General features: G+C 44.6%; 26 protein-coding genes and 1 pseudogene. 18 read left to right on the forward strand and 9 right to left on the reverse strand.

The genetic code is table 11. The features are described from left to right. The first annotated feature begins 15 nt into the window (after positions 1-15). Complete coding sequence (gene trpC / locus LT679_RS10995; protein ID WP_232177640.1) at positions 16-798, forward strand: indole-3-glycerol phosphate synthase TrpC; 783 nt, start codon at positions 16-18, stop codon at positions 796-798. On the opposite strand, the pseudogene LT679_RS11005 reads toward trpC, so the two are convergent. Both LT679_RS11005 and purU read right to left on the reverse strand, forming a co-directional pair. Further along, a pseudogene (locus LT679_RS11005) lies at positions 799-1,421 on the reverse strand (M949_RS01915 family surface polysaccharide biosynthesis protein). A 5-nt stretch (positions 1,422-1,426) separates the two neighbouring features. Continuing rightward, a complete protein-coding gene (purU, locus tag LT679_RS11010; RefSeq protein WP_232177643.1) occupies positions 1,427-2,257 on the reverse strand; it encodes a formyltetrahydrofolate deformylase in 831 nt (276 codons plus the stop codon). Positions 2,258-2,737: 480 nt separating this feature from the next. Here purU and LT679_RS11015 point away from each other — a divergent pair, with 480 nt between their 5' ends. After that, a complete protein-coding gene (locus LT679_RS11015; protein ID WP_232177644.1) occupies positions 2,738-4,057 on the forward strand; it encodes an amino acid permease in 1,320 nt (439 codons plus the stop codon). Here the strand turns inward: LT679_RS11015 and LT679_RS11020 are convergent. After that, a complete protein-coding gene (locus LT679_RS11020; RefSeq protein ID WP_232177645.1) occupies positions 4,047-4,949 on the reverse strand; it encodes a cation diffusion facilitator family transporter in 903 nt (300 codons plus the stop codon). The genes LT679_RS11015 and LT679_RS11020 overlap by 11 nt on opposite strands. A 133-nt stretch (positions 4,950-5,082) precedes the next feature. On the opposite strand from LT679_RS11020, the gene LT679_RS11025 reads away from it, so the two are divergent. The 3 genes from LT679_RS11025 to LT679_RS11035 are packed head-to-tail and all read left to right on the forward strand — an operon-like array spanning position 5,083 to position 8,273. Then, positions 5,083-5,958 carry a cupin-like domain-containing protein gene (locus LT679_RS11025; protein ID WP_232177646.1) on the forward strand — a complete coding sequence of 292 codons (876 nt, stop codon included), beginning with the start codon at positions 5,083-5,085 and terminating at the stop codon, positions 5,956-5,958. Between the two features lie 60 nt (positions 5,959-6,018). Beyond that, positions 6,019-7,131 carry an SPFH domain-containing protein gene (locus LT679_RS11030; RefSeq protein ID WP_232177647.1) on the forward strand — a complete coding sequence of 371 codons (1,113 nt, stop codon included), beginning with the start codon at positions 6,019-6,021 and terminating at the stop codon, positions 7,129-7,131. A gap of 23 nt (positions 7,132-7,154) precedes the next feature. Continuing rightward, positions 7,155-8,273, forward strand: coding sequence for a hypothetical protein (locus LT679_RS11035; RefSeq protein WP_232177648.1), 1,119 nt, complete (start codon positions 7,155-7,157; stop codon positions 8,271-8,273). A gap of 205 nt (positions 8,274-8,478) precedes the next feature. On the opposite strand, the gene LT679_RS11040 is transcribed toward LT679_RS11035, so the two are convergent. Continuing rightward, complete coding sequence (locus LT679_RS11040) at positions 8,479-8,841, reverse strand: DUF3127 domain-containing protein (protein ID WP_232177649.1); 363 nt, start codon at positions 8,839-8,841, stop codon at positions 8,479-8,481. An 80-nt stretch (positions 8,842-8,921) separates the two neighbouring features. Here LT679_RS11040 and LT679_RS11045 point away from each other — a divergent pair, with 80 nt between their 5' ends. The 4 genes from LT679_RS11045 to LT679_RS11060 all read left to right on the forward strand — a co-directional run bounded on the left by LT679_RS11045 (position 8,922) and on the right by LT679_RS11060 (position 11,665). Beyond that, entirely contained in the window at positions 8,922-10,094 is a 1,173-nt protein-coding gene (locus LT679_RS11045) for a THUMP domain-containing class I SAM-dependent RNA methyltransferase (protein ID WP_232177650.1), read from the forward strand. 8 nt (positions 10,095-10,102) lie between these two features. Further along, the gene (locus tag LT679_RS11050) at positions 10,103-10,615 is read left to right on the forward strand and encodes a hypothetical protein (protein ID WP_232177651.1); all 513 of its coding nucleotides are present in this window, start codon (positions 10,103-10,105) and stop codon (positions 10,613-10,615) included. A 121-nt stretch (positions 10,616-10,736) separates the two neighbouring features. Beyond that, positions 10,737-10,976, forward strand: coding sequence for a helix-turn-helix domain-containing protein (locus LT679_RS11055; RefSeq protein ID WP_232177652.1), 240 nt, complete (start codon positions 10,737-10,739; stop codon positions 10,974-10,976). A gap of 26 nt (positions 10,977-11,002) precedes the next feature. Continuing rightward, positions 11,003-11,665: an HD domain-containing protein gene (locus LT679_RS11060; RefSeq protein WP_232177653.1), complete on the forward strand. Its 663-nt coding sequence runs from the start codon at positions 11,003-11,005 to the stop codon at positions 11,663-11,665. Between the two features lie 6 nt (positions 11,666-11,671). On the opposite strand, the gene LT679_RS11065 is transcribed toward LT679_RS11060, so the two are convergent. After that, a complete protein-coding gene (locus tag LT679_RS11065; RefSeq protein WP_232177654.1) occupies positions 11,672-12,061 on the reverse strand; it encodes a hypothetical protein in 390 nt (129 codons plus the stop codon). Between the two features lie 8 nt (positions 12,062-12,069). Beyond that, entirely contained in the window at positions 12,070-13,188 is a 1,119-nt protein-coding gene (locus LT679_RS11070) for a M42 family metallopeptidase (protein ID WP_232177655.1), read from the reverse strand. Between the two features lie 313 nt (positions 13,189-13,501). Between LT679_RS11070 and LT679_RS11075 the strand changes: the two genes are divergently transcribed. The 8 genes from LT679_RS11075 to LT679_RS11110 all read left to right on the forward strand — a co-directional run bounded on the left by LT679_RS11075 (position 13,502) and on the right by LT679_RS11110 (position 20,104). Then, the gene (locus LT679_RS11075) at positions 13,502-14,086 is read left to right on the forward strand and encodes an RNA polymerase sigma factor (protein ID WP_232177656.1); all 585 of its coding nucleotides are present in this window, start codon (positions 13,502-13,504) and stop codon (positions 14,084-14,086) included. Positions 14,087-14,147: 61 nt separating this feature from the next. Then, entirely contained in the window at positions 14,148-15,653 is a 1,506-nt protein-coding gene (locus tag LT679_RS11080; RefSeq protein ID WP_232177657.1) for an NAD(P)H-hydrate dehydratase, read from the forward strand. Positions 15,654-15,864: 211 nt separating this feature from the next. Next, entirely contained in the window at positions 15,865-16,371 is a 507-nt protein-coding gene (locus LT679_RS11085; RefSeq protein WP_232177658.1) for a GbsR/MarR family transcriptional regulator, read from the forward strand. 69 nt (positions 16,372-16,440) lie between these two features. Next, positions 16,441-16,830 carry a hypothetical protein gene (locus tag LT679_RS11090; RefSeq protein ID WP_232177659.1) on the forward strand — a complete coding sequence of 130 codons (390 nt, stop codon included), beginning with the start codon at positions 16,441-16,443 and terminating at the stop codon, positions 16,828-16,830. Positions 16,831-16,851: 21 nt separating this feature from the next. After that, the gene (locus LT679_RS11095) at positions 16,852-17,661 is read left to right on the forward strand and encodes a thiol-disulfide oxidoreductase DCC family protein (RefSeq protein ID WP_232177660.1); all 810 of its coding nucleotides are present in this window, start codon (positions 16,852-16,854) and stop codon (positions 17,659-17,661) included. A 12-nt stretch (positions 17,662-17,673) separates the two neighbouring features. Next, positions 17,674-18,588 (forward strand): TIGR01777 family oxidoreductase, encoded by a 915-nt coding sequence (locus LT679_RS11100; RefSeq protein ID WP_232177661.1) that lies wholly within the window; start codon positions 17,674-17,676, stop codon positions 18,586-18,588. A 24-nt stretch (positions 18,589-18,612) separates the two neighbouring features. After that, positions 18,613-19,575, forward strand: a complete 963-nt coding sequence (locus tag LT679_RS11105) for a hypothetical protein (RefSeq protein ID WP_232177662.1) — start codon at positions 18,613-18,615, stop codon at positions 19,573-19,575. Between the two features lie 19 nt (positions 19,576-19,594). Next, positions 19,595-20,104, forward strand: coding sequence for a hypothetical protein (locus LT679_RS11110; protein WP_232177663.1), 510 nt, complete (start codon positions 19,595-19,597; stop codon positions 20,102-20,104). Here LT679_RS11110 and LT679_RS11115 read toward each other — a convergent pair. The 3 genes from LT679_RS11115 to lipA are packed head-to-tail and all read right to left on the reverse strand — an operon-like array spanning position 20,101 to position 22,387. Next, entirely contained in the window at positions 20,101-20,928 is an 828-nt protein-coding gene (locus LT679_RS11115) for an anti-sigma factor (protein WP_232177664.1), read from the reverse strand. The genes LT679_RS11110 and LT679_RS11115 overlap by 4 nt on opposite strands. Positions 20,929-20,936: 8 nt before the next feature. Continuing rightward, the gene (locus tag LT679_RS11120; protein WP_232177665.1) at positions 20,937-21,485 is read right to left on the reverse strand and encodes an RNA polymerase sigma factor; all 549 of its coding nucleotides are present in this window, start codon (positions 21,483-21,485) and stop codon (positions 20,937-20,939) included. Positions 21,486-21,508: 23 nt separating this feature from the next. Next, positions 21,509-22,387, reverse strand: a complete 879-nt coding sequence (gene lipA / locus LT679_RS11125; RefSeq protein ID WP_232177666.1) for a lipoyl synthase — start codon at positions 22,385-22,387, stop codon at positions 21,509-21,511. Between the two features lie 113 nt (positions 22,388-22,500). Between lipA and LT679_RS11130 the strand changes: the two genes are divergently transcribed. Next, complete coding sequence (locus LT679_RS11130) at positions 22,501-22,902, forward strand: OsmC family protein (RefSeq protein WP_232177667.1); 402 nt, start codon at positions 22,501-22,503, stop codon at positions 22,900-22,902. Positions 22,903-23,047: the final 145 nt, after the last annotated feature.

Below are 23,047 nucleotides of genomic sequence, written 5' to 3' on the forward strand. Positions count from 1 at the left end.
GGCAGGGGGCCTTACATGACCATACTCGATAAAATAGTTGCCAATAAACGTAAAGAAGTAGCACGTGCTAAAAGCCGTGTGTCGTACACGAAGTTAGAAGAAGCGGAGTTTTTTGCGCGTCAGCCCTACTCGTTCCGCGAATTTTTGCTGGCACCTGATCGCACCGGAATTATAGCGGAGTTTAAACGCAGATCACCGTCAAAAGGAATTATTAACGACAAGGTTACCGTTAAACAGGTGACCACCGCCTATGCGGATGCAGGTGCTTCAGCGCTATCGGTATTAACCGACAAACAGTTTTTTATGGGACAAAAAATTGACGTTAAGCGCGCCCGCTTACTCAACAACATCCCCATACTGCGTAAGGACTTTATGATAGACGAGTACCAGGTAATTGAGGCCAAGGCAATTGGCGCAGATGTTATCCTGTTAATAGCCGCCATACTTACCCCTGCTGAGATTGACACCTTGGCTACCCTTGCCAAAAGCATTGGCCTAAGCGTATTACTTGAAGTACATAATCTGGAAGAGCTGGAGCGCAGCACTAACCCTAAGCTGGATGCCATTGGTGTGAATAACCGCAACCTGGCCGATTTTACTGTATCCGTTGACACTTCATTCCAATTAGCCAAACATATTCCGGACGATTTCCTGAAAATTTCAGAAAGCGCTATCAGCAATACAGAAGTTATTAAGGATTTAAAGCAAGCGGGTTTCAGCGGCTTTTTAATAGGCGAAAACTTTATGCGACAGGAAGATCCCGGAGCAGCTATGCGTGAGTTTGTACAGGGGCTGTAATTATTTAAAGTCTTCAAGTTTATACTTGTTCCAGAGTTTTTGGGCATACTGCTTAAAAACTTTGGGGCCGGCATTAAACGCTCCGTCAAAAGTATAATTGCCGCCATCGGCTTCCACGCCGGGCATTTTTATGAGGCTCTGTCCGCGCATGGCATATTTCTTTCCGCCTTCGTACATAATCACTTTCAGGTCTGACGGGCTAACATCTCCGCGGCATGTGGTTTATACATCAGCCAAACCTCGGCTTTGCCGTTGTTATCCAGATCGGTTACCTGTAACGCGTTTTTTATAAACGCGGCAGCAATATCAACAGGACACTCTTTAACAAAATCATTCACCACCCAGCCATTTACCCATGCACCGTTTATTTGCTTAAATTGATAAGCATGCAACGCCGCTTCACGGTAATCACCATCGCTGTTTGTTTTACTTTGTGTTTCGCCGGTTTCAGTCGTTAAAATCAGGTGTTCTCCTCCCGCATCTGTAAAGCGAATTGCTTTGACAAACTTGCCCTCGAACTTTATTTCCTTTGGTAATTGGGCAGCGGTAAGCGCAACAGACTTAACCTGAGCCATAGCTTGCTGCACGAATAATAAAACAAAAAGAAAAATCAATCTTTTCATGGCTTTTACTCTATCACCACCGTTTTGTTATTATACACAAATACCCTGTCGTCAAACACCAACTTCAACGCTTTGGCTAATACCGATGTTTCAACTTCTTTGCCGGCGGTTACCATGTCGGCAGCAGTATAGCCGTGGTTAACCGGGATGATCTGCTGCGCGATGATCGGCCCCTCGTCTAACTCATTAGATACAAAGTGCGCTGTTGCACCTATTAGTTTCACCCCGCGCTCAAACGCTTGCTTGTACGGACTCGCACCTACAAAGGCGGGTAAAAAGGAGTGATGTATATTAATGATCCGCATCGGGAACAGGCTGTTAAACGCAGGCGACAATATGCGCATAAACTTAGCCAGCACCACATAATCCGGGTTGCTTTGCTGCACCAGCGAGGTAATTTGCCCTTCTGCCTGTTGCTTGGTTTGCCCCTCATAACTTATATGGTGAAAAGGAACATCAAACCTGCGGCAAACATCCGCCAAAACAGCATGATTACCGATAACGCACTGCACACTTGCCCCAAGGGTGCCAAAGTAATTACGCACCAGTATATCAGCCAGGCAATGGTATTCCTTGGTAACCAGCACCACTATCTTTTTATCCGGTTTAGGGTTGATCTTTACCAGTGCTTGCGGTGGCAATATATCGCAAAGTTCCTGCTCCAGCGTTTGGGTATCGGCAGCGTTACCGTCGACCTCAAGGCGCATAAAAAACAGGTTTTCGGCAACATCGACATGCTCACCTAATGATACGATATTATAGTGATGCCTGGCCATCAAAGCCGAGATAGAAGCCACTAACCCCACCTGGTCGCGGCACTGTATAACGATGATCATAGTAAGGTAAAGGTATTGATTTCAATGATTAATAAAAGAGAGAGCTCTTGGTAGACCAGCTAATTTTCAAATAGTGCTTGTGAGGATAAGGATCTGTTGAATTGAAGCGTCAGTGGTTGTTACTTTCTTTTGTGCAGACAAAAGAAAGTAACCAAAGAAAAACTGCCGGCTTTTTAATTTTCTATGAAAGGCAGTGCATCGTAAGTGCCACCCGAAAATTAAGAGGCCGGAATTATAGGTTATGAACATGTAGTACTTGTTTGCTTTTTAACTATTGTCTTTCCGAATGAGGTACGAGGAGGAATCTGTCGCATGGCTATAAACGCGGTTAGATCTCTCACTATTGTTCGAGATGACAAATAATTTTAATTTTTAAAAGTCCTCCCCCTCGGGGAGGATTTAGGAGGGGTACTCCTTTGGAGAGGTGTTGGGGTGAAGTAAAATTTCCTTACTTTGCTTTAAAATACCACCACCCATTTTATGCCCTCACTCCCACCCAATAAAAATAAATTAGGTTTATGGACAAGCACCTCGCTGGTCATTGGCAATATGATAGGCGCGGGGGTGTTCCTGATGCCGTCGGCAATGGCGTCATTTGGCAGCATCAGCTTGCTGGGTTGGGTTTTCGCGGCAATCGGCGCCTATTTTTTGGCGAGGGTATTCAGCAACCTCAGCAAGTTGCTGCCACAGGTTTCCGGCGGGCCATATGCCTATACCCGCAGTGGCTTTGGTGATTTCGCGGGCTTCCTGGTGGCCTGGTGTTACTGGATAGCCGTATCGTGCGCTAACGCCGCCATCACTATATCATTAGTCAGTGCATTAACCGCTTTTGTACCGGCATTGGGCAGCAGCGCCACAGCATCTATAATTACCGGTTTGGCGGCTATCTGGCTGCTTACGTGGATAAACACAAGGGGAATCATCGTATCCGGAAAGCTGCAACTGGCTACTACGGCGCTTAAAATACTGCCGCTTTTAGTGGTTGCGGTTGGCGGCTTGTTCTTTATCAGGTTTGATAATTTTTTGCCCTTTAATAACAGCGGCACATCTATACCCACGGCTATAAACGCTACGGTTACCTTAGCCATGTTCGCCTTTGTGGGTATCGAGAGCGCGGCCATTCCGGCGGCAGATGTAGAGGATGCTGATAAAACCGTGTCGAAAGCTACCGTTATAGGCTTAGGCATCGCAACCTTGATTTACCTGCTGGGAAGCATCAGTATTATGGGCGTTATTCCGGTGCAAAAACTGGCTCAATCAGCCACGCCATACGCTGATGCCGCGGAGATCATGTTCGGTAATTCAGCTCGCTATTGGGTAAGCGCGGGTATCGCCATAGCGGCCTTTGGCTCACTAAACGGCTGGATATTGATACAGGGGCAAATACCACGCTCCATCGCTAAGGACAATCTTTTCCCAGCCATATTTGCGCGCGAAAACAAACGTGACGTACCATACGTGGGCATGGTGATCAATAGCGTTATGGTATCGGTTTTTATGGCGATGAATTACACGAAAGGGCTGGTGGAACAGTTTAAATTTTTAATGTTGTTATCCATATTCACCGTGTTTGTGTCCTATCTGCTTACCATGGCATCATACGTCATCATCAGGGCTAAGCAAAATATAAAAACCGGGTGGACTGGGGCGGTGGTACTTGCAATTCTGGCATTCGCCTATTGCCTGTGGGGCATCATCGGTGCGGGAGAACTAACCGTGTTTTATGGCTTCCTGTTTATGGCCGCGGGTATACCGGTTTATGTATGGATCAGGCTGGTTAATAAAAATATCAATCAATAGCATTTGGCTGTATAATTACAAATTGCACCAACCGGTAATTTTCTTTTATACGGTTGCGTAGCCTTGATATCGCATCGGTAATATCTTCCGTATCCAGGTCAGGCTCAAAGGCTATCATCAGCATCAGCACTACCTCTTCCGGCGATTGATAGGTTGACAGGATATTGCACACCTTAGTAACCGCCGGATCGCTTTCGGCCAGTGCCTTTATTTTTTCCTTGGTTTCTGGAGCTATGCCCTCACCCATCAACAGGCTTCGGCTTTCGCGAGCCAATATGGCCGATACGAATATTAACAGCAAACCAACCAATACCGATGCTACGCCATCCATATATTCCAGTCCGGTAGCATGGCCTATCAGCATAAATACCAATACAATCGCCAAACCAATAACCGCTGCGCTATCCTCAAACAGCACCAAAAAACTGGATGGATCTTTACTTTTAACGATTGCGTTCCACCAGGTATCGTTACCACGTACCTTATTAAACTCTTTAATAGCAATCCATAGCGAACTGCCCTCAAATATCATAGACAGCACCAGCACCACGTAGTTCCAGGTCGGGTCGCCCGGCGGATCGGCATGTATAATATGGGTGATGCCCTGGTAAACGGAGATACCGCCACCCAGGCTGAATATAAGTATCGATACAATGAACGACCAAAAGTAGATCTCCTTACCATAACCAAACGGATGCGTGGCATCAGCAGGTTTGTGGCTTTGCCTGATGCCATACAAGATAAGTATCTGGTTAATGGTATCAACCAGCGAGTGTACCCCCTCTGATATCATGGAAGGGCTGCCGCTAAAGCCACCGGCAACAAATTTGGTTACCGCAATAAGCAGGTTAGCCGCAAGTGCACTGTAAATTGATTTATAACTTTTAGCCATTTAAATACTCAGCCTGAGTGCTTAAATACAGCCGCGCGTTAAAAAAGTTTAGTGCCTTGCAGCATTGTTACCTTATGTTATTTTACTATAATTTGGACTTTGCCAATAAGCCTGTATTTGTAAATTTGATACCATGTTGCTAAAGCCTATTGCCCGCGTTGATGACATTGACAGGGCCGATTTTCAAAAACTGCATTTACAAACCAAAACACCGGTTATTCTAAAAAGCTTTGTTAAGGATAGCCCCGCGCTGCAAAAGTGGAACTACGATTACTTTAAACAGATTGCCGGTGATTACAAGGTAAATCTTTACGGCCGCGAAGATGAGTTTAACGACCGTGCTACCAGCGCTCCGGTAATGAAATCAACGTTTGGCGAGTACCTAAATATGATAGCCGAAGGGCCTGCGGAGTTGCGCCTGTTTTTATTCAACCTGTTGCAGCACAATCCGGAGTTAAAGAAGGATCTGGTGTATAACGATCCAACCGGTGGAAAAATAGTATCGTGGCTGCCTTATATGTTTTTTGGGGGCGAGGGTTCAAGCGTGCGCTACCATTATGATATTGATATGTCGCACATATTTTTAACGCAGTTTAAGGGTGTTAAAAAGGTGTTGCTCTTCTCGCTGGAGCAATCGCCTTTGTTATATAAGCTGCCTTTTAACTTTCACGGCATAGCCAACCTCAACGAGCCGGATTCAGAAAAACACCCCGCACTGCAATATCTGCAAGGCTGGGAATGCAACCTGCAACCTGGCGAAACTTTATACATTCCGTCGGGCTACTGGCATTATATCAAATACGTTACCGAGGGCTATTCAGTTAGTTTACGCATGCTTAACGAGCGACCCGTTGAGCGCCTGCGTGGTTTTAACAATATTTTTTTGGTCAGACGGTTTGACAACACCATGCGCAGATTGTTCAAGGACAAATGGCTTGATTACAAAATCAGGAAAGCAGAAGAAAATGCTAACAGGGCTATTGAATTATTGAAACTGCAAAGTGCCTGATATTGTAACAAATAGTTGCTTTTTAAATCTTATCACTACATTTAAATAAAAAAATCACCTATGGGACTTTTCAGCAGATTGTTAAGCGAACTTATAGATGTTATTGAATGGGTTGACAACACCCATGATACATTGGTATGGAAATTTCCGCGCAATGATAACGCTATTAAGATGGGCGCCAAACTTACGGTGCGCGAATCGCAGGTAGCCATATTTGTAAATGAAGGTAAAATAGCCGACATTTTTCAGCCCGGCATGTATGAGCTTACCACGCAAAACATGCCCATACTTACCACCCTTGAGGGCTGGAAGTATGGCTTTCAAAGTCCGTTTAAGGTTGATGTTTATTTTGTTAGTACGCGCATGTTCACTAACCAGAAGTGGGGCACCAAAAACCCGGTTATGCTGCGCGATGCGGAGTTTGGCCCGGTAAGGCTGCGCGCTTTCGGCTCGTATGCTTTCAGGGTGGCTGATGCCGCTGTTTTCTTCAGGCAGATAACAGGAACGAACCCTGTGTTTAACGTAGAAAATATAAATGAACAACTACGCAACATCATCGTTTCTCGCGGCATGGATACCGTTGCTGCTTCAAAAATACCGGTACTTAATTTAGCCGCTAACTATGATGAGGTTGGCGTGATCATTAAAAACAACATAGCGCCCGATCTGGCCGAGATGGGATTGATCCTGACCGCCCTGCTGGTTGAAAATGTATCCCTGCCACCAGAGGTGGAGAGTGCGCTTGATAAACGTACGCAAATGGGCATCATCGGCAACCTGGGTGCTTACGCACAGTTTCAGGCTGCCAACGCCATCGAAAAATCTGCCGAGAACAGTATCGGCGGCAACCTGGGTGCCGCGGGTATGGGCCTGGGCGTAGGTGCTGCCATGATGGGCCAGGTTGGCAATATTTTTAAAGATAACCATGTGGATGCCGCGCCGCCGGTTAATGATGGACCGCCGCCGATAAAAGCTGAAACACAATATTACGTTGCTATTGACGGTAAACCAGAAGGTCCGGCTACGTTGGAACAGTTAAAAACCATCATCGGGCAAAAGCAATTAGGTGGAGATACCAAGGTTTGGAAAAAAGGCATGGCCGACTGGGCACCGGCCGAATCAGTTGATGAACTTGCTGATCTGTTTGGTAACACACCGCCGCCACTGGCTTAATACAATTCCGTTATTACGCTAATATGCCTGCCGAATCACCACAAACGTCCGAAGTTATCAGCCTGCTTAAATGCAAAAGCTGTGGCGCTTCAACCCGGTTTTTGCCGGGCAGCAACAAGTTGCGCTGCGATCATTGCGGGTCTGAAGAGGAGATTGAAGTTTCATCAGAACCTGTAATTTCGCTCGATTACGAATTGTATATAACCGAAACACAGGCGCTGTACCAAACACCGGTTTTACACGCGGTAAAGTGTAGCGGCTGCGGATCGGAAACCATACTGGAACAAAGCGTAACAGCTGATAGGTGTCCGTTTTGCGCATCACCGCTCGTGGTATCTACTACCAACCAGGGCATGGTGAAACCGCATTACATCCTGCCCTTTAAAATTGACACCAAAGCGGCCGTTGGCTTTTTTAATAAATGGCTTAAGGGATTGTGGTTTGCCCCGTCTGATCTGGCTAAAAAAGTCAACGCCAATGTATCCGCCCTTAAAGGTGTTTACATGCCATTCTGGACGTATGATACCGATACCGTAACCCAATATCAAGGGCAGCGCGGCGATCATTATTACGTTACCGAAACTTATACCACCACCGTTAACGGGCAGCAGCAAACGCAGACCCGTCAAGTACGCAAAACACGGTGGAGTTACGCTTCGGGTACCGTGAGCCGCGACTATAGAGATGTGCTGGTACCTTCAAGTAAATCTTTACCTCAAGATACGCTGCTTGAACTTGAGCCGTGGGATTTACGCATGCTGGCCAATTTTGATGAGCGGTACCTGAGCGGTTTCCGGTCAGAGAACTTTCAGACCACGCCGCAAGTGGGGCTTGAAACCGCAAAACAACTTATCGAGCCTAAAATACTAAGCGATGTACGTAACGATATCGGTGGAGATGAACAGCGTATTGATAGCCATGCCACCAGTTACTACAACATTGGCATAAAATATATTATGCTGCCGGTTTGGGTAAGCGCCTATAGCTATAACAATAAAGTTTACCAATTCACCGTAAACGCGCGCACCGGCGAGGTGATAGGCAAACGCCCCTACAGCGCCATCAAGATCACGCTGTTTGTGCTGATGATCTTGGCTATTATCGTGCTGATCATTCTATACTTTTCTAATCAGCAGGCTTAATAATTTTTGTCATTTCGACGAAGGAGAAATTTTATTTGCGTTCATCACAGACGCTACCGATTTCTTCTCGTACCTCTTTCGAAATGACGATATTAAAGTCCTTTCTCTTGGGGAAGATTTAGAAGGGGTATTCTTATATTATTTAGGAGGGGTATAAAAAAAGGAGCACCAAAGCGCTCCTTTCAATATTATCTATCATCAACCATTAAAACGGCAGATCGTCCTCGTCAGGTGCTGAGCTTAGGTCAACCGGTGGTGCATACTCTGGCGTAGCGCTGTTGCCTGCACCGCTTAATACATTTATTCTCCACAATTGCAGCGAGTTAAAGTAGCTTTTTTTACCGCTTTTGTCAGTCCATGGGCGGCCGCGCAGGTTAAAGAAAACCTCAACGTCATCACCTACCTTAACATTGTCAAGCAGGTTGCAACGGTCTTGTATAGCCTCAAATTTTAAGTATTCAGGGTATTGCGGGTTTTCTATATATTCAACAATCAGTTCGCGTTTTTTAAGTGAGTCTGTCACCTGTTGGGTTGGCGACACTTCATGTACTTTGCCTTTGATATCCATGCTTCAAATTTAAAAATGTAAAGTTAATGCTAACAAATTAAAATAGAGGTGTATTTAATTGTTTATTTTCGCCAAATATTATGGAAGTTTTCCACACCGAAAGTAAGATAGTTATTACCTGCAACAAAAGGCTATCGCCCTATTTGCAGCGTGAAGTTGAGGCACTGGGCTTTACCCCGGTACGCGTTTTTCAAACCGGAATAGAGCTTAAAGGCACTGTAAATGACAGCATTCCGCTTAACCTTAACCTGCGCTGCGCCAGCCAGGTGTTATACTCGCTCAAAGAGTTTACAGCGGCCAACCCTGATGAATTGTACAATGAGCTGGTTAAGATAGAATGGGAAAAACTGATTGATTTTTCAGGATACTTTTCTGTCACCTCCAACGTAAATAACGAGCATATCCGCACGCCGCTGTTTGCCAACGTTAAAGTAAAGGATGCCATTGTTGACCGTATTAAGCAGGTAAAAGGCATCAGGCCAAATTCAGGTGCTGATGTAAATAAAGCGGTAGTACACCTGTACTGGCAGGATGACCGGGCTGAGATTTTCCTGGATACCTCGGGCGAAACACTGGCCAAACACAGCTACCGTAAAATACCGGGCAAAGCGCCTATGCTTGAGGCACTCGCAGCATCAACCATTATGGCTACCGGCTGGGATGGTAAAAGCACCTTTATTAACCCCATGTGTGGCTCAGGCACGCTGGCCATTGAGGCAGCCTTGCTGGCTACCAATAAAAGCCCCGGCTTTTTCAGGATGAACTATGCCTTTATGCACGTTATGGGTTACGACGAAACGGTATTTTTTACCGAGCGCCGTAAACTGAAGGATAAGGCCATTAAACAGCTTGACTTTAGAATTATCGCTACCGATCTATCTGCCGACGCGGTTGATATTGCCCGCCGCAATGCCAATACTGCCGGTGTAGAACATTTGATTGATTTTAACGTTTGTGATTTTGCAGACACCGAAGTACCGGAGCAGCCGGGCGTGGTTATGTTTAACCCTGAGTACGGAGAGCGCCTGGGTGTACATACCAAGCTGGAAGCTACGTATAAGCGCATAGGCGACTATATGAAGCAAAAGTGTTTAGGGTACCGAGGCTACATTTTTACGGGCAACCCTGACCTGGCAAAAAAAATCGGACTGAAAGCCAGCCGCCGCATTGAATTTTATAACGGAAAACTGGATTGCCGCCTGCTGGAGTATGAACTATATCAGGGTACAAAGCGACAGCCAATAGAAGAATAACAATCAAAATGAAGAAATTAATAATTACCATATGTGCCGCCTTATTTACCCTCGGCGCTATGGCACAACAGCACCTGGCTTTCCCGTTTCAGGGTGGCAAAACGGTAATGACTAAGTTTTTTAAAGATAGCCTGCAGGTTTCGGCTGATATCATCAAGAAAAAAGCATCAGGAACAGCCGTGTTTAAATTTACGGCCGACGGCGAGGGTAACATCAAAAAAATTATTGTTTATTATGCTGACGATGCCTCACTGGTACAGCCGATTATAGATGCGCTGCGTAAATCAAACAAAAAATGGGTGATACCTGACGGCGAAAAAATGCACGATTTTATATTGCCTTTTTCCATCAGCTTTTTGGCTCCCGCAACTGCGCCGGATAAAATTCAAAAAGAGTTTTACGATTACTATACCAACCGCAAGCCTATCATGTCTTTTGACCAGGTTCCGTTGGATATGGCTACCCTGTTGCCTACCGTTGCCGTAAACTATAGCTTAAAACAACAACCAAAGGGCAACTAAGCTATACCCATAAGTAGGTATTTATTTCGTGAGAAATAATTTAATATAAAAGTGAATTTGTAAAAATCCGGGCTTAAATAATTCTCGTTTATACTATCATTTATCAGATACATTGATTAGTATGACAGATGGTTTAAGCTCAAAAATTAAGTCGGTTGCGATAAACATTCGCAAACAGCGAGAGGCAAAGAACTATACCCAAGAGTACCTTGCCGCCAAACTTAAGATTTCTCAAAATGCCTATAGCAAAATAGAGTTAGGCTATACCAAGATTACCGTTGAACGGCTTTTCCAGATAGCGGATATTTTAGGTACAAGTATTACAGGCCTTATTGAGGCCGGAAAATCAGAGGCTGCATAGCAGTTTCTGATTTTTATATTTGCCGCATGTTAGCACCACAACAAGCGGAAATTATCAATCAAACCAAAACTTACGTACAGCAAACCCTTGCACATGCCGAAGGCGGGCATGACTGGTGGCATATTCACCGTGTTTGGGGTAATGCAAAGCTAATTGCCAAAGGCGAACAGGCTAATCATTTTGTGATTGAGCTGGCTGCCCTGTTGCATGATATTGCCGATGCCAAGTTTCATGGTGGCGATGAGGAGGTTGGCCCGGCTACAGCCGGCGCATGGCTGCAAAGCCTTGATGTTGATGCCGAAACCGTTACTCATGTACAGCAGATCATCAGGCACATGTCGTTCAAGGCAAGCTTTGGGCAGGTGGCGTTTACATCTAAAGAGATGCAGATCGTACAGGATGCCGACCGGCTGGATGCCATTGGCGCTATCGGTATTGCACGGGCATTTAGTTACGGCGGCTTTAAAGGAAGGGCATTTTACGATCCGGCTACCCCGCCAAATCTGAATCTCACCAAAGACGAATATAAAAACACCACCGCGCCAACCATTAATCATTTTTACGAAAAGCTGCTATTGCTTAAAGATAAGATGAACACCGCTACCGGCGAGCAAATAGCCCAACAGCGCCATGACTATATGCTCCAGTTTCTCAATCAATTTTATGCCGAGTGGAACGGTGAACGATAGTGCCCGTTATAGGGTTTCTAACGATTCGGGATGTTTGGGGCGCCATATGGCGTAATAGTAAGCCAGGCAAAAAACACCTAACAAAAACGGAATAAGCGCCAGGTGCTTATAGGTGATACTTCCGTAAACCACACGGGCATCAAGGTGCAGAAATTCGCTAACCATCCAATAGCTGTTGGCCGTTATCCAAAAGGTGATGGCGAGGTTATGGCACAGCTCAGACATGAGTTGCCTGGTACGCCAGGCAATAACAAGGGAGATGATAAGCGTTGGGAATATCATTACTATTCCCAACGGCTTCCATATCAGGCACCAGCCAATATCCTTTAACAACCAGAACACAATATGGAGGTTTTCCATTTTGCGGTACTTGAGCGGAATTACGTACTGGGCCATTAAAATAATTAGCGATTTTTAATGTAACGGAAATCCTGACCGGCCTCAATATTCAGCAAACATTCGTATATCAGGCGAATCACGTTATCTACATCCTCTTTATGGATCATCTCTACCGTAGTGTGCATGTAGCGTAATGGTAATGATATCAATGCAGATGGCACACCGTCATTTGAATAAGCAAAGGCATCAGTATCAGTACCGGTTGAACGTGATGAAGCCTGACGCTGGAACGGGATATTATTTTTTTGCGCGGTTTCAACTAATAGCTTATTCAGGTTGGTTTGCACGGCAGGCGCGTATGACACTACCGGGCCACGACCACAAGCCAGATCACCCTGAACAATTTTGTTGATCATTGGCGTGCTGGTATCGTGCGTAACATCGGTAACAATGGCTACGTTTGGTTTTATGTGGTGGGCTATCATTTCGGCACCACGCAAGCCAATCTCTTCCTGCACGGCGTTCACAATGTACAAGCCGAACGGTAGCTTAATATTGTTTTCTTTCAACAAGCGCGCTACCTCAGCTATCATAAAACCGCCGGCGCGGTTATCCAATGCGCGGCCAACGTAGTAGCGGTTGTTCAGTACCATAAACTCATCCTCGTAAGTAATAACGCAACCTACGTGGATGCCCAGGTTCTCCACCTCTTCCTTTGAAGTACAGCCGCAATCAATGCTGATATTTTTTAATGTAGGCGCTTCTTCCTTCTCCCCACCCTGGCGGGTATGGATAGCAGGCCAGCCGAATACGGCTTTAACAATGCCTTTATCAGTGTGAATATTTACCCGCTTTGATGGCGCTATCTGGTGGTCAGAGCCGCCATTACGAATTACGTAGATCAAACCATCATTAGTAATGTAATTCACAAACCATGATATTTCGTCGGCATGTGCTTCTATTACTACTTTATACTCGGCATCTTTATTAATAATGCCTACAGCCGTACCATAGTTGTCAACATAGTAATCATCTATATACGGCTTAAGGTAATCAAGCCAAAGCTCCTGGCCTTTCCACTCAAAACCTGTTGGGGATGGATTGTTAATGTATCGTTCAAAAAATTCGAGCGACTTATCGGTCACTACTGGTGTATGTGTTGTTTCTGCTTTATTTTTAGCCATGTTTTGTGTATCTTAAAGCGCTGTTAACGCCGAAAGCAAATATAGCAAAGCTGTGCAAAAACGCGCGGCTTGTAGGGCTGCTTGTAATTATTAACTGCGTTTACGACACTTGCAATAATTTTATTTTGAAAAAAAACTTACATGCGGTATTAAACGTAAGTTAGTGTAGATGGTCAAACAAATAAATTTGCATTTTATTGTTTAATTTGTTTTATTTGACTTAACATTTGTATAACCCCTAAAGCAAAAAATTATAGAATAAACTTTACTCAACAACATTTTAAGTAAACTTAATTAAGTAGTAAGGTTTTCTATGGATTTAAAATTGCAAAGTGATCAGGATCTAATCCATCTTTATATTTCGGGCGATGAAGGGGGGCTTGTTGAGCTTATTCGCCGTTATCAAACCAAAATATATACTTCTATTTATTTGCTTGTTAAAGACGAATACCTCGCCGAAGATATTTTCCAGGATACGTTTATAAAAGTAATTAACACTTTAAAAGCCGGAAAATACAACGAGGAAGGTAAGTTTTTACCATGGGTAACGCGTATTGCGCACAACCTGGTTATTGACCATTTCCGCCGCGAAAAGCGTGCGCCAATGGTTAGCAACGGTGATGATTTTGACATCTTCGAGGTGTTAGGCAACTACGACGAAAGCATGGAAGACCGCATGGTGCGCGAGCAAACACACAAGGATTTAAAAACATTGATACAGTTGCTGCCTGCCGAGCAAAAAGAGGTATTGATTATGCGCCATTTTGGTGATATGAGCTTTAAAGAGATTGCAGACATTACCGATGTAAGCATCAATACTGCCCTTGGCCGTATGCGCTATGCCCTTAACAACCTGCGTAAAATGATGCAGGCTAAAGAGATGAGCATAAAAAACTGAGGTTAAAATATTTTTGATAAGCCCTTAAAAACAAAGGCAGCATGTTATAAATTAGTATAATATGCTGCCTTTACTTATTTCATCCCAGATACGCGAGGCTGATGCCTGGACGATAAAGAATGAGCCCGTAACTTCCGTCGACCTGATGGAACGGGCCTCAAAAGCTTTTGTAGGATGGTTCATCAATCACTTTCCTGAGCGGAATGAGCACATAAGTGTTTACTGCGGAACCGGCAATAATGGCGGTGATGGACTGGCAATAGCCCGTATGCTGCATCAGCATAAATACCAGCATTTAAAAGTTATTATAGCTCGGTTCAGCGATAAATCAACTGCTGATTTTGATGCAAACCTGCACCATTTAAGGGAGTGTGGCATAGAACCGATAACCATAAACAGCGGCGAAGCACTGCCTGACGATGACAGCAACATTATTGTAGACGCCCTGCTGGGCAGCGGGCTAAACAAACCGCTCGACGGCGATTATAAATTATTGGTTGATTATTTGAACAGCCTGAATAAAACAGTGGTGGCCGTTGATGTACCTACCGGCTTTTTTGCCGATGGCGAGGTTCCGCAGGACGCAACCGTATTAAGGGCCGATCTGGTGATTACATTTCAGCAGGCCAAAATCAATTTTTTGCTGCCGGAGTCAAAGCATCATATTAATTGCTGGGAAGCGGTAAACATCGGCATAAATGAGGAATATACCCGTTCGCTTAACTCCCTATATCAGTATATTGAGGAAAAAGATGTGCGGGATATACTAAAATATCGTACGCGTTTCAGCAATAAAGGCACTTATGGCCACACCTTGATTATTGCAGGCGAGGCGCGTACTATGGGGGCAGCTTTATTGTGTTCGTCGGCAGCGGCTTATGCGGGTGCCGGGCTAACTACAGCTTGCATACCCGGCAGCGGCTTAACGGCGCTTAATAGTTATATGCCCGAGCTGATGGCCATCATCCGCGATGGCGATACACTGCCAGACATTGCCTGGAAAAAATTCAGATCCATTGCCTTTGGCCCGGGTTTAGGTACTGATGAAAGCGCCCTCGAACTTTTTGCCTACGTACTTACCAACTATAAAAAACCTATGGTTATTGATGCCGACGGCCTTAACCTGCTGGCTAATAATAACACCCTGTGGCAGGCCATCCCTGCAGGTAGCATACTCACCCCGCACATGAAAGAGTTTGACCGCTTGTTTGGCGAACATACCAACTGGTGGGCACGCCTGCAAACCGCAAAGCAGCAGGCTGCCGAACGTAACCTGTATATAGTACTAAAAAATGATTATACCATAACTGCAACACCTGATGGCAAGCTTTACTTTAATTCAACCAGCAATGCTGCAATGGCCACCGGCGGTATGGGCGATGTGCTTACGGGCATACTGGCCTCACTGCTTGCGCAGGGCTATACGCCTCAAGAGGCTTGCATAGCCGGCGTATATGTGCATGGTAAAGCCGGAGATGAACTGGCATTGCCCAACCGGATGAATGTGGTATTGCCGGGCAAACTGGCGCAACAGCTACCTGTTACCATGGCGAAGTTGATGGCATAAAAAAAGCGGTTGTGAGTATCGACAACCGCCTTTCTTTTTAACTATTAACTGACCTTATAAAGAACTAAATACTCTCTGTAATTATCTATAAGACGTGTCGACTTTGAATACGTTACACCATATTTGAACTTTTTTACGAAACGGTATGTTTTTATTTCAAAATAAACTTTCAATAATTTTTGAAAGTTAAATAATAAGTGTATGTTTGTATATGGAATTGGTTGAAGCAAGACAGAAATTTATTGAAACGTGGGGTAAGCTGGGATCAGAATGGGGCATCAACCGCACCATGGCACAGGTACATGCCCTACTGCTGATATCTCCAGAGGCACTTACAACCGAAGAAGTAATGGAAGCGCTGAGCATATCGCGCGGCAACGCTAACATGACCCTGCGCGACCTAATCAGTTGGGGGTTGGTTGAAAAGCAATTAAAACCCGGAGAACGTAAAGAATACTTTTTTGCCGAGAAAGACGCCTGGACCATTGCCCGCCAGGTAGCCCAGGAACGCAAAAAACGCGAGCTCGATCCGCTGCTGAAGGTATTAAACGATCTATCTGAAGTAAAGGGAAGTGAAAAAGACCCTGCTTATAAAACTTTCAAAAGCTCTGTAAAGGGTATAACCAAACTATCGGCAAACGTGAACAAGACTTTGGAGACCATGATAAAGGCGGAGGAGAACTGGTTTTGGGGATCTATCCTTAAAATATTTAAATAAAAAATTTTATCTATATATTTCATTAATTACTGAAAATTCAAAACTTATCATTAAATAAAAACAATCATCATGAACTACGTCATCTTGACCTACGCACTTTACCTATCAATAAGCATTGCAGTTACCATTTGGGTAGCGCGAGTTTTATTCAACAACGGCCGTGTTTTTCTGGTGGATATATTTCACGGCAACACCGAGCTTGCCGACTCGGTAAATAAGCTGCTGTTAGTGGGCTTTTATCTAATCAATATTGGTTATATGGTAGTGGTTTTGAAAGAGTATGGCACTATTGCAAATACGCGTGAAGTGATAGAAATACTAAGCTATAAGGTTGGCCGCATTATTTTAATATTGGGCGCCGTGCACTTCATAAACCTCGCCATATTCTTCAGGTTACGCAACAAGGCTCATTGGACAAAGGTCATGATGGAGCGCTACAAACCATTTGCAGAAAAATAAAAAAAATCAAACCTCCCTAATATGAAAACGCTGCATAACCATATTATTTTGTACGATGCGGAATGCCCTATGTGCAACCTGTATACCAAAGCTTTTGTAAATGCAGGTATGTTAGACGACACCGGCAGAACGGCCTATCAGGAAACACCCGAAATGCTTTGTCCGCTGATTGACCGGCAGCGGGCCGTTAATGAGATAGCCCTGGTGAATACGGAAACCGGCGAAGTCAATTATGGCATCGAAAGTTTGTTTAAGGTAATTGGCAATTCTTTTCCTGCTTTTAAAGGCTTGTTCAGCTTTAAGCCATTTGTGTGGATATCAGCTAAGTGTTATGCCTTTATATCATACAACCGCAGGGTAATCATCCCGGCTAATAATCATGACTATGCAATTCAGCCAACTTTCAGCCTGAAATTACGCTTGGCATATCTGCTATTTACATGGTTTATTGTCGGCACGGTATTAACGCAATATGCAGGTTTGCTGGTGCCCATGATATCAACAGGCAATGCATGGCGTGAGTACCTCATTTGTGGCGGGCAGATATTATTTCAGGGGATAGTAGTAAGCCTGTATGCGCCTATTAAGCGTTGGGATTACCTGGGCAATATGATGACTATTTCGTTCGCAGGTGCGCTGCTTTTACTGCCTTTGATAATTGCAGCACAGCTTATCGCAATACCTCCAATGATAAGCACACTGTATTTTTTGGCGATTGCCGGGCTGATGTTTTTAGAACATATCCGCCGCACCAAATTGCTCAAGCTGGGCTGGCTGCTTACAATCACCTGGGCACTTTATCGCCTGTTTGTATTATTAATCATCATTTAAAACTGAACCGTCATGAAATACAATAAGGTGATACTTGCAGGCGGCAGCGGTTACTTAGGCACCGTGCTGGCGGCGCACTTTAGCAAACTGGCAAAAGAGGTAATTATATTTACCCGCAATCCTCAGCCACAAAACGGCAATATAACCATGGTTTACTGGAACGGCCGTACCCTGGGCGATTGGGCCGTTCATTTAGAAGATAGCGACGTACTGATAAATCTGGCGGGCAAAAGCGTAAACTGCCGCTATAACAAAAAGAATAAGGCGGAGATATTTTCTTCCCGGCTAAACGCCACCCGGATATTGGGTGAAGCGCTCCTGCTGACTGATAACAAGCCCAAAGTATGGATAAACGCGGCATCAGCTACTATTTACCGCCACGCTGAGGACAGGCCGCAGGATGAATATACCGGGGATATTGGCGCAGGCTTTTCAGTAGAGGTTTGTAAACAATGGGAGCAGGCTTTTGCCGAACAAAATATACGCGGCATTCGCAAAATAGTATTGCGCATCAGCATTGTGCTGGGTAAACATGGTGGTGTGGCCGGTTATTATTTAAATCTGGCCCGTTTTGGCTTAGGTGGGATACAGGGTAACGGCAAACAATATTTTAGCTGGGTGCACGAGGATGACGTTACCGGCAGTATAGATTTTTTGCTGGATAACCCCAACCTGCAGGGTGCATTTAATATTGCATCACCAAACCCCATTCAAAACCGGGAGTTGATGGCCGTGATACGCAAAGCCGTAGGTGCCCCATTTGGCTTGCCTGCTACTAAATGGATGCTGGAAATAGGCACATGGCTGCTACGCACCGAAACTGAACTGATATTGAAAAGTCGCTGGGTTTTACCCACCCGGTTAACCGAAGCAAGCTACAATTTTAAAGTGCCGGATATAAAAACAGCTATTGAAAAATGTATTTAACACTTAAACCTTATCATTTATATTATGACAACCAACTTTTTGAAACCATTTCGGCTTATAGTTTTTCCTTTAGCTTTCGCATTTATCTGCTATTTTATATTCGGTATTGACAGCTTTGAGGATCTTTTCAATATTATGTCCATCAGCTTTATCTTTCTTGTACCATTTAGCATCGGCTTGCTTACAGTTTATTTTTCCGACATCCAATTGATTAAAAAAATAAGATATGCAATGTTGGCCCCATGGATAAGCATTATGGCTTTTTTCCTGATCACATTATTCCTTTCGTTAGAGGGCTGGGCTTGCTGGCTGATGATTTTGCCCGTGTTTTTATTTGCAGCGAGTTTAGGTGGCTTAATAGCCCGGCGTTACCGCTTACGTAAATACCGCAATGAAAAAATACAAGTATCCCTTTTTGTACTTCTCCCCTTCCTGATATCACCAATTGAACGCTACATTGGTGATCATCCTTCAATTTACAAAGCGTATACCTATATCGATATTGACGCCGACAAGGCTCATATCTGGAATAACGTAACCCGTGTAAGGGGCATCACATCAACCGAAGATAAGGGCTGGCTTACTGAAACCCTTGGCTTTCCGCGCCCGTTGCGCGCAGAGTTGAACTATAACGGTGTGGGCGGTTATCGCAAGGCTATATTTGATAAAGGATTGATCTTTCACGAGCAGGTTACCAACTATTCAGATCAAAAATTTATGCGTTTTACCATCAAGGCTAACCCGCACGAGATACCCTCAACCACCATGGATGAACACGTGGTAATAGGCGGCGAATATTTTGATGTGATAGACGGAACGTACGAGCTCGAACGATTGAACAATAAAACCTATCGCCTTCATTTATACAGTCACTTTAAGCTGACCACTACCTTCAACTTTTACGCAGGCCTGTGGGCCGATTGGATAATGAAGGATATACAGAACAACATCCTCCAGGTAATTAAGCAGCGGGCAGAGGATATCTAAACCTTATTACATATTCATCGTGAAAACACAACAACAATTATTAAAACGCATACGAATTTGTATAATAGTTATTATTGTCGGACTGTTCATCAGCGGCGCTACGGCTTTTCCTTTAGAAACAGAGATCGGTTGGCTAACTAAAAACATGCAATTGCTACCTGTCTCTGCGCAAAATTGGTTGAACAGTATTTACCTGGCTTTGCATAAAACCAACATCCAATATCCCTATTTAGCTTACGGTACCGACTGGCTGGCCTTTGCACATTTAGTATTGGCCGTGTTGTTCATTGGCCCGTACAGGCATCCGGTTAAAAATTTATGGGTAATTCAGTTTGGCATGATCGCCAGCGTAGCCATATTTCCGCTGGCGTTTATAGCAGGTGGCGTTCGGGGCATACCCGTGTTTTGGCAATTCATTGATTGCTCGTTCGGCATTATATGTATGCTGCCGCTCTTTATTGTTTATAGAAATATCCATGAATTGACAGCGCTTTATGCTAAGCAGGGAATAATAGTGCCGGCCGTTTAAATATTGCTGATTACCATCATGGCATCCATGGTAGGGTTAACGCTGCCGCCTCGTGGTTCAAGCGTTACGGCAAAGGCTTGGGGCTGCTCAACGGCTTTCATTTCCTTCATGCCAGATGTGTCAGCCTTAACATCAAATAAACCCAGGTCAACCGGCTTTCCGGCCACAATAGCCCATAGCTGGTATTGGTGTTTTTTGTCATTGGCAGGCATTTTCATGCCTTCCATGTCAATCATCACTTTTTTCTTTTGTGGGCTCCATGCAACGGTTAATGCAGAAGCAGGTGCCTTCGGCGTACCTTTAAGTTTTATAAAGCGGAAGGAATGATCGCGCAGCACGCTGATCTGCCCGTCCATCAAATTTACCTGGCTGCTAAAACGTTGGTTTTGGCTTTGTAACGACGTTATTAACTCAGTAGATTGTTTTAGCCTTCCATACAAACCTATTATGGCAACTATGCTGATCACCAACAGGAAAAGACTGGCGGCAAAACCATACTTGTAAAAGTTAACACTACGTGCGGGTAGTTGAACTACTTTCGCATCCTCATCGTCAGTATAAATCCGTGCTTTGGTGAAAATTTTATCGTCGGCTAAATTGGTAAGCAGGCTGTTAAGTACGCGGTTGCGCTGGTGCTCCGATGGTTCTATGGCTTGCTCAAGGGCGTAGCTCTCCATGGCTTTTTCTATCGCGTCCAGTTCAGCTTTAATCTTCGGATATTTTATAGCAGCAGCCTCAACCTGTTGCCTTTCGTCAGGAGTAACATCCCCCAAAACGTAAAGCTCCAGTATTCCCGACTCAATATATGCGCTTATGTCTTCCAATTTTCTTATTAAAACTGTTTTCTGAGCTGCTGTATCGCCATTCGTAACCGTGTTTTTACTGTACCCAAAGGCACACCCAATTCATCGGCAGCCTCAACATGGGTATATCCTTTAAAATATACCAGGTCAAGTATTGATCTTTGCTCCTGCTTAAGTGTTTGCACCAGATCCTTCAAGCCGAGTAGTTCGGGCTTGTAAACCGTGTTTCTTTGCTCGTCAATAAAAGTTACGTTATTTTCGAGCTCTTGGTTTTTAGTTTGGTTCTTAAAATCTTTAGATCTCACCTTATCAATGGCCAAATTGCGCGCAATATTCACCATCCAGGTAAATAAACGCCCCTTTTCGGCACTGTAAGCCGAAAAAGATTGCCATATTTTTATAAAAGTTTCCTGTAATACATCTTCTGCCGATGGCTCATCGTTAATAATGCGCAGGATAACACCGTACAACGATGCGGAATACATGTCATATAAGGCTTCGGCAGCCACTTTCTCGCGCTGACGGAGCCCTCTAACTAATTCTTCTTCAGTCAGTGATATTTTGGGTCTTCTACTCACTGGCTACAAGGTAAAAAGAAAAATTAAAAATCAAACAGGTGTTTCTCGGCATGATACGATGAGCGCACTAATGGTCCGCTCTCTACATACCTGAAACCCATCTCGAGGCCTTTTTGTTTGTAGAAGTTAAATTGATCGGGATGTATCCAGTCAACCACAGGGTGGTGATTGCGTGTAGGTTGCAAATACTGGCCCAGTGTAAGTATATGTACACCTGCATCGAGCAGGTCAGCCATGGCCTCCAAAACATCGGCCTCGGTTTCGCCCAAGCCCAGCATAATGCCTGATTTGGTGCGCAACCCGGCTGCTGATATATGGCGCAAACAATCTAAACTACGATCGTATTTAGCTTGTATACGTACTTCGCGGGTAAGCCTGCGTACGGTTTCCAAGTTGTGCGATACCACTTCGGGCCTTACCTCTAACACACGTGCCAGGTTATCCCAGTTACCTTTAAAGTCAGGCAGTAAAGTTTCAAGGGTAGTTTCAGGGCTTTCCCTGCGGATAGCATTAATGGTTTCGGCCCAGATGATGGAACCACCGTCCTTAAGGTCGTCACGGTCAACCGAGGTAATTACGCAGTGTTTAACCTGCATTAATTTCACCGAGTTAGCCACGCGGTTTGGCTCATCCAGATCAACCGCTAAGGGCCTGCCGGTAGCTACCGCGCAAAACGAGCACGAGCGGGTACAAATGTTGCCCAGTATCATGAAGGTTGCCGTACCCGCGCCCCAGCATTCGCCCATGTTAGGGCAATTGCCACTCTCGCAAATGGTATGCAGCTTGTGCGTATCAACAAGGCTACGCACCTGTGCATATTCTTTACCAACAGGAAGCCTCACTCTTAACCAATCTGGTTTACGCTGCACTTGTGTGGCTGGAATTACCGGCAAATCAATCATAACAACAAAAGTAAGTAAAAACCATATAACGCCCTACAGCCCCAAATAATATATTACAGTGGATTGATAAAGGTAGTATTTGCTTACCTATTGAATTTAGCTAATTTAGCCTTATGGCAACAATCGAAACTACATACCTGGGCGGCTTGCGTACGGAGGCTACCCACTTACAATCGGGCACTAAAATAATTACTGATGCACCCGTTGATAATAACGGCAAAGGCGAGGCATTTTCACCAACCGATCTGTTAGCTGCATCATTGGGCAGTTGCATGATGACCATTATGGGCATTGCCGCCAATACCCATGGCATTGACATTGATAACACGCAATGCTCCATCACTAAAATTATGGCTGCCAATCCGCGCCGTGTAGCCGAGGTAGTAGTTAACTTTAAATTTCCGAAAGAATATACTGATAAAGAGAAGAAAATTTTGGAACACGCCGCGCTTACCTGCCCTGTGCACTTGAGCCTTGGCGAGGATGTGAAAAAGACGGTGGATTTTGGGTGGTAGATTTTTAGTCCGGAAGTCGGGGAAGTCTGAAAGACCGAAAGACAAAGGAATGATCTTCACATACCATATAAAACAGAAAGCGGCCATCAAGCCGCTTTTCTTGTTATGTTGTATGAATATATATCGCTTTAAAAACTTCCGGACT

The organism is Mucilaginibacter roseus, from assembly GCF_021215455.1.
GTDB lineage: Bacteria > Bacteroidota > Bacteroidia > Sphingobacteriales > Sphingobacteriaceae > Mucilaginibacter > Mucilaginibacter roseus.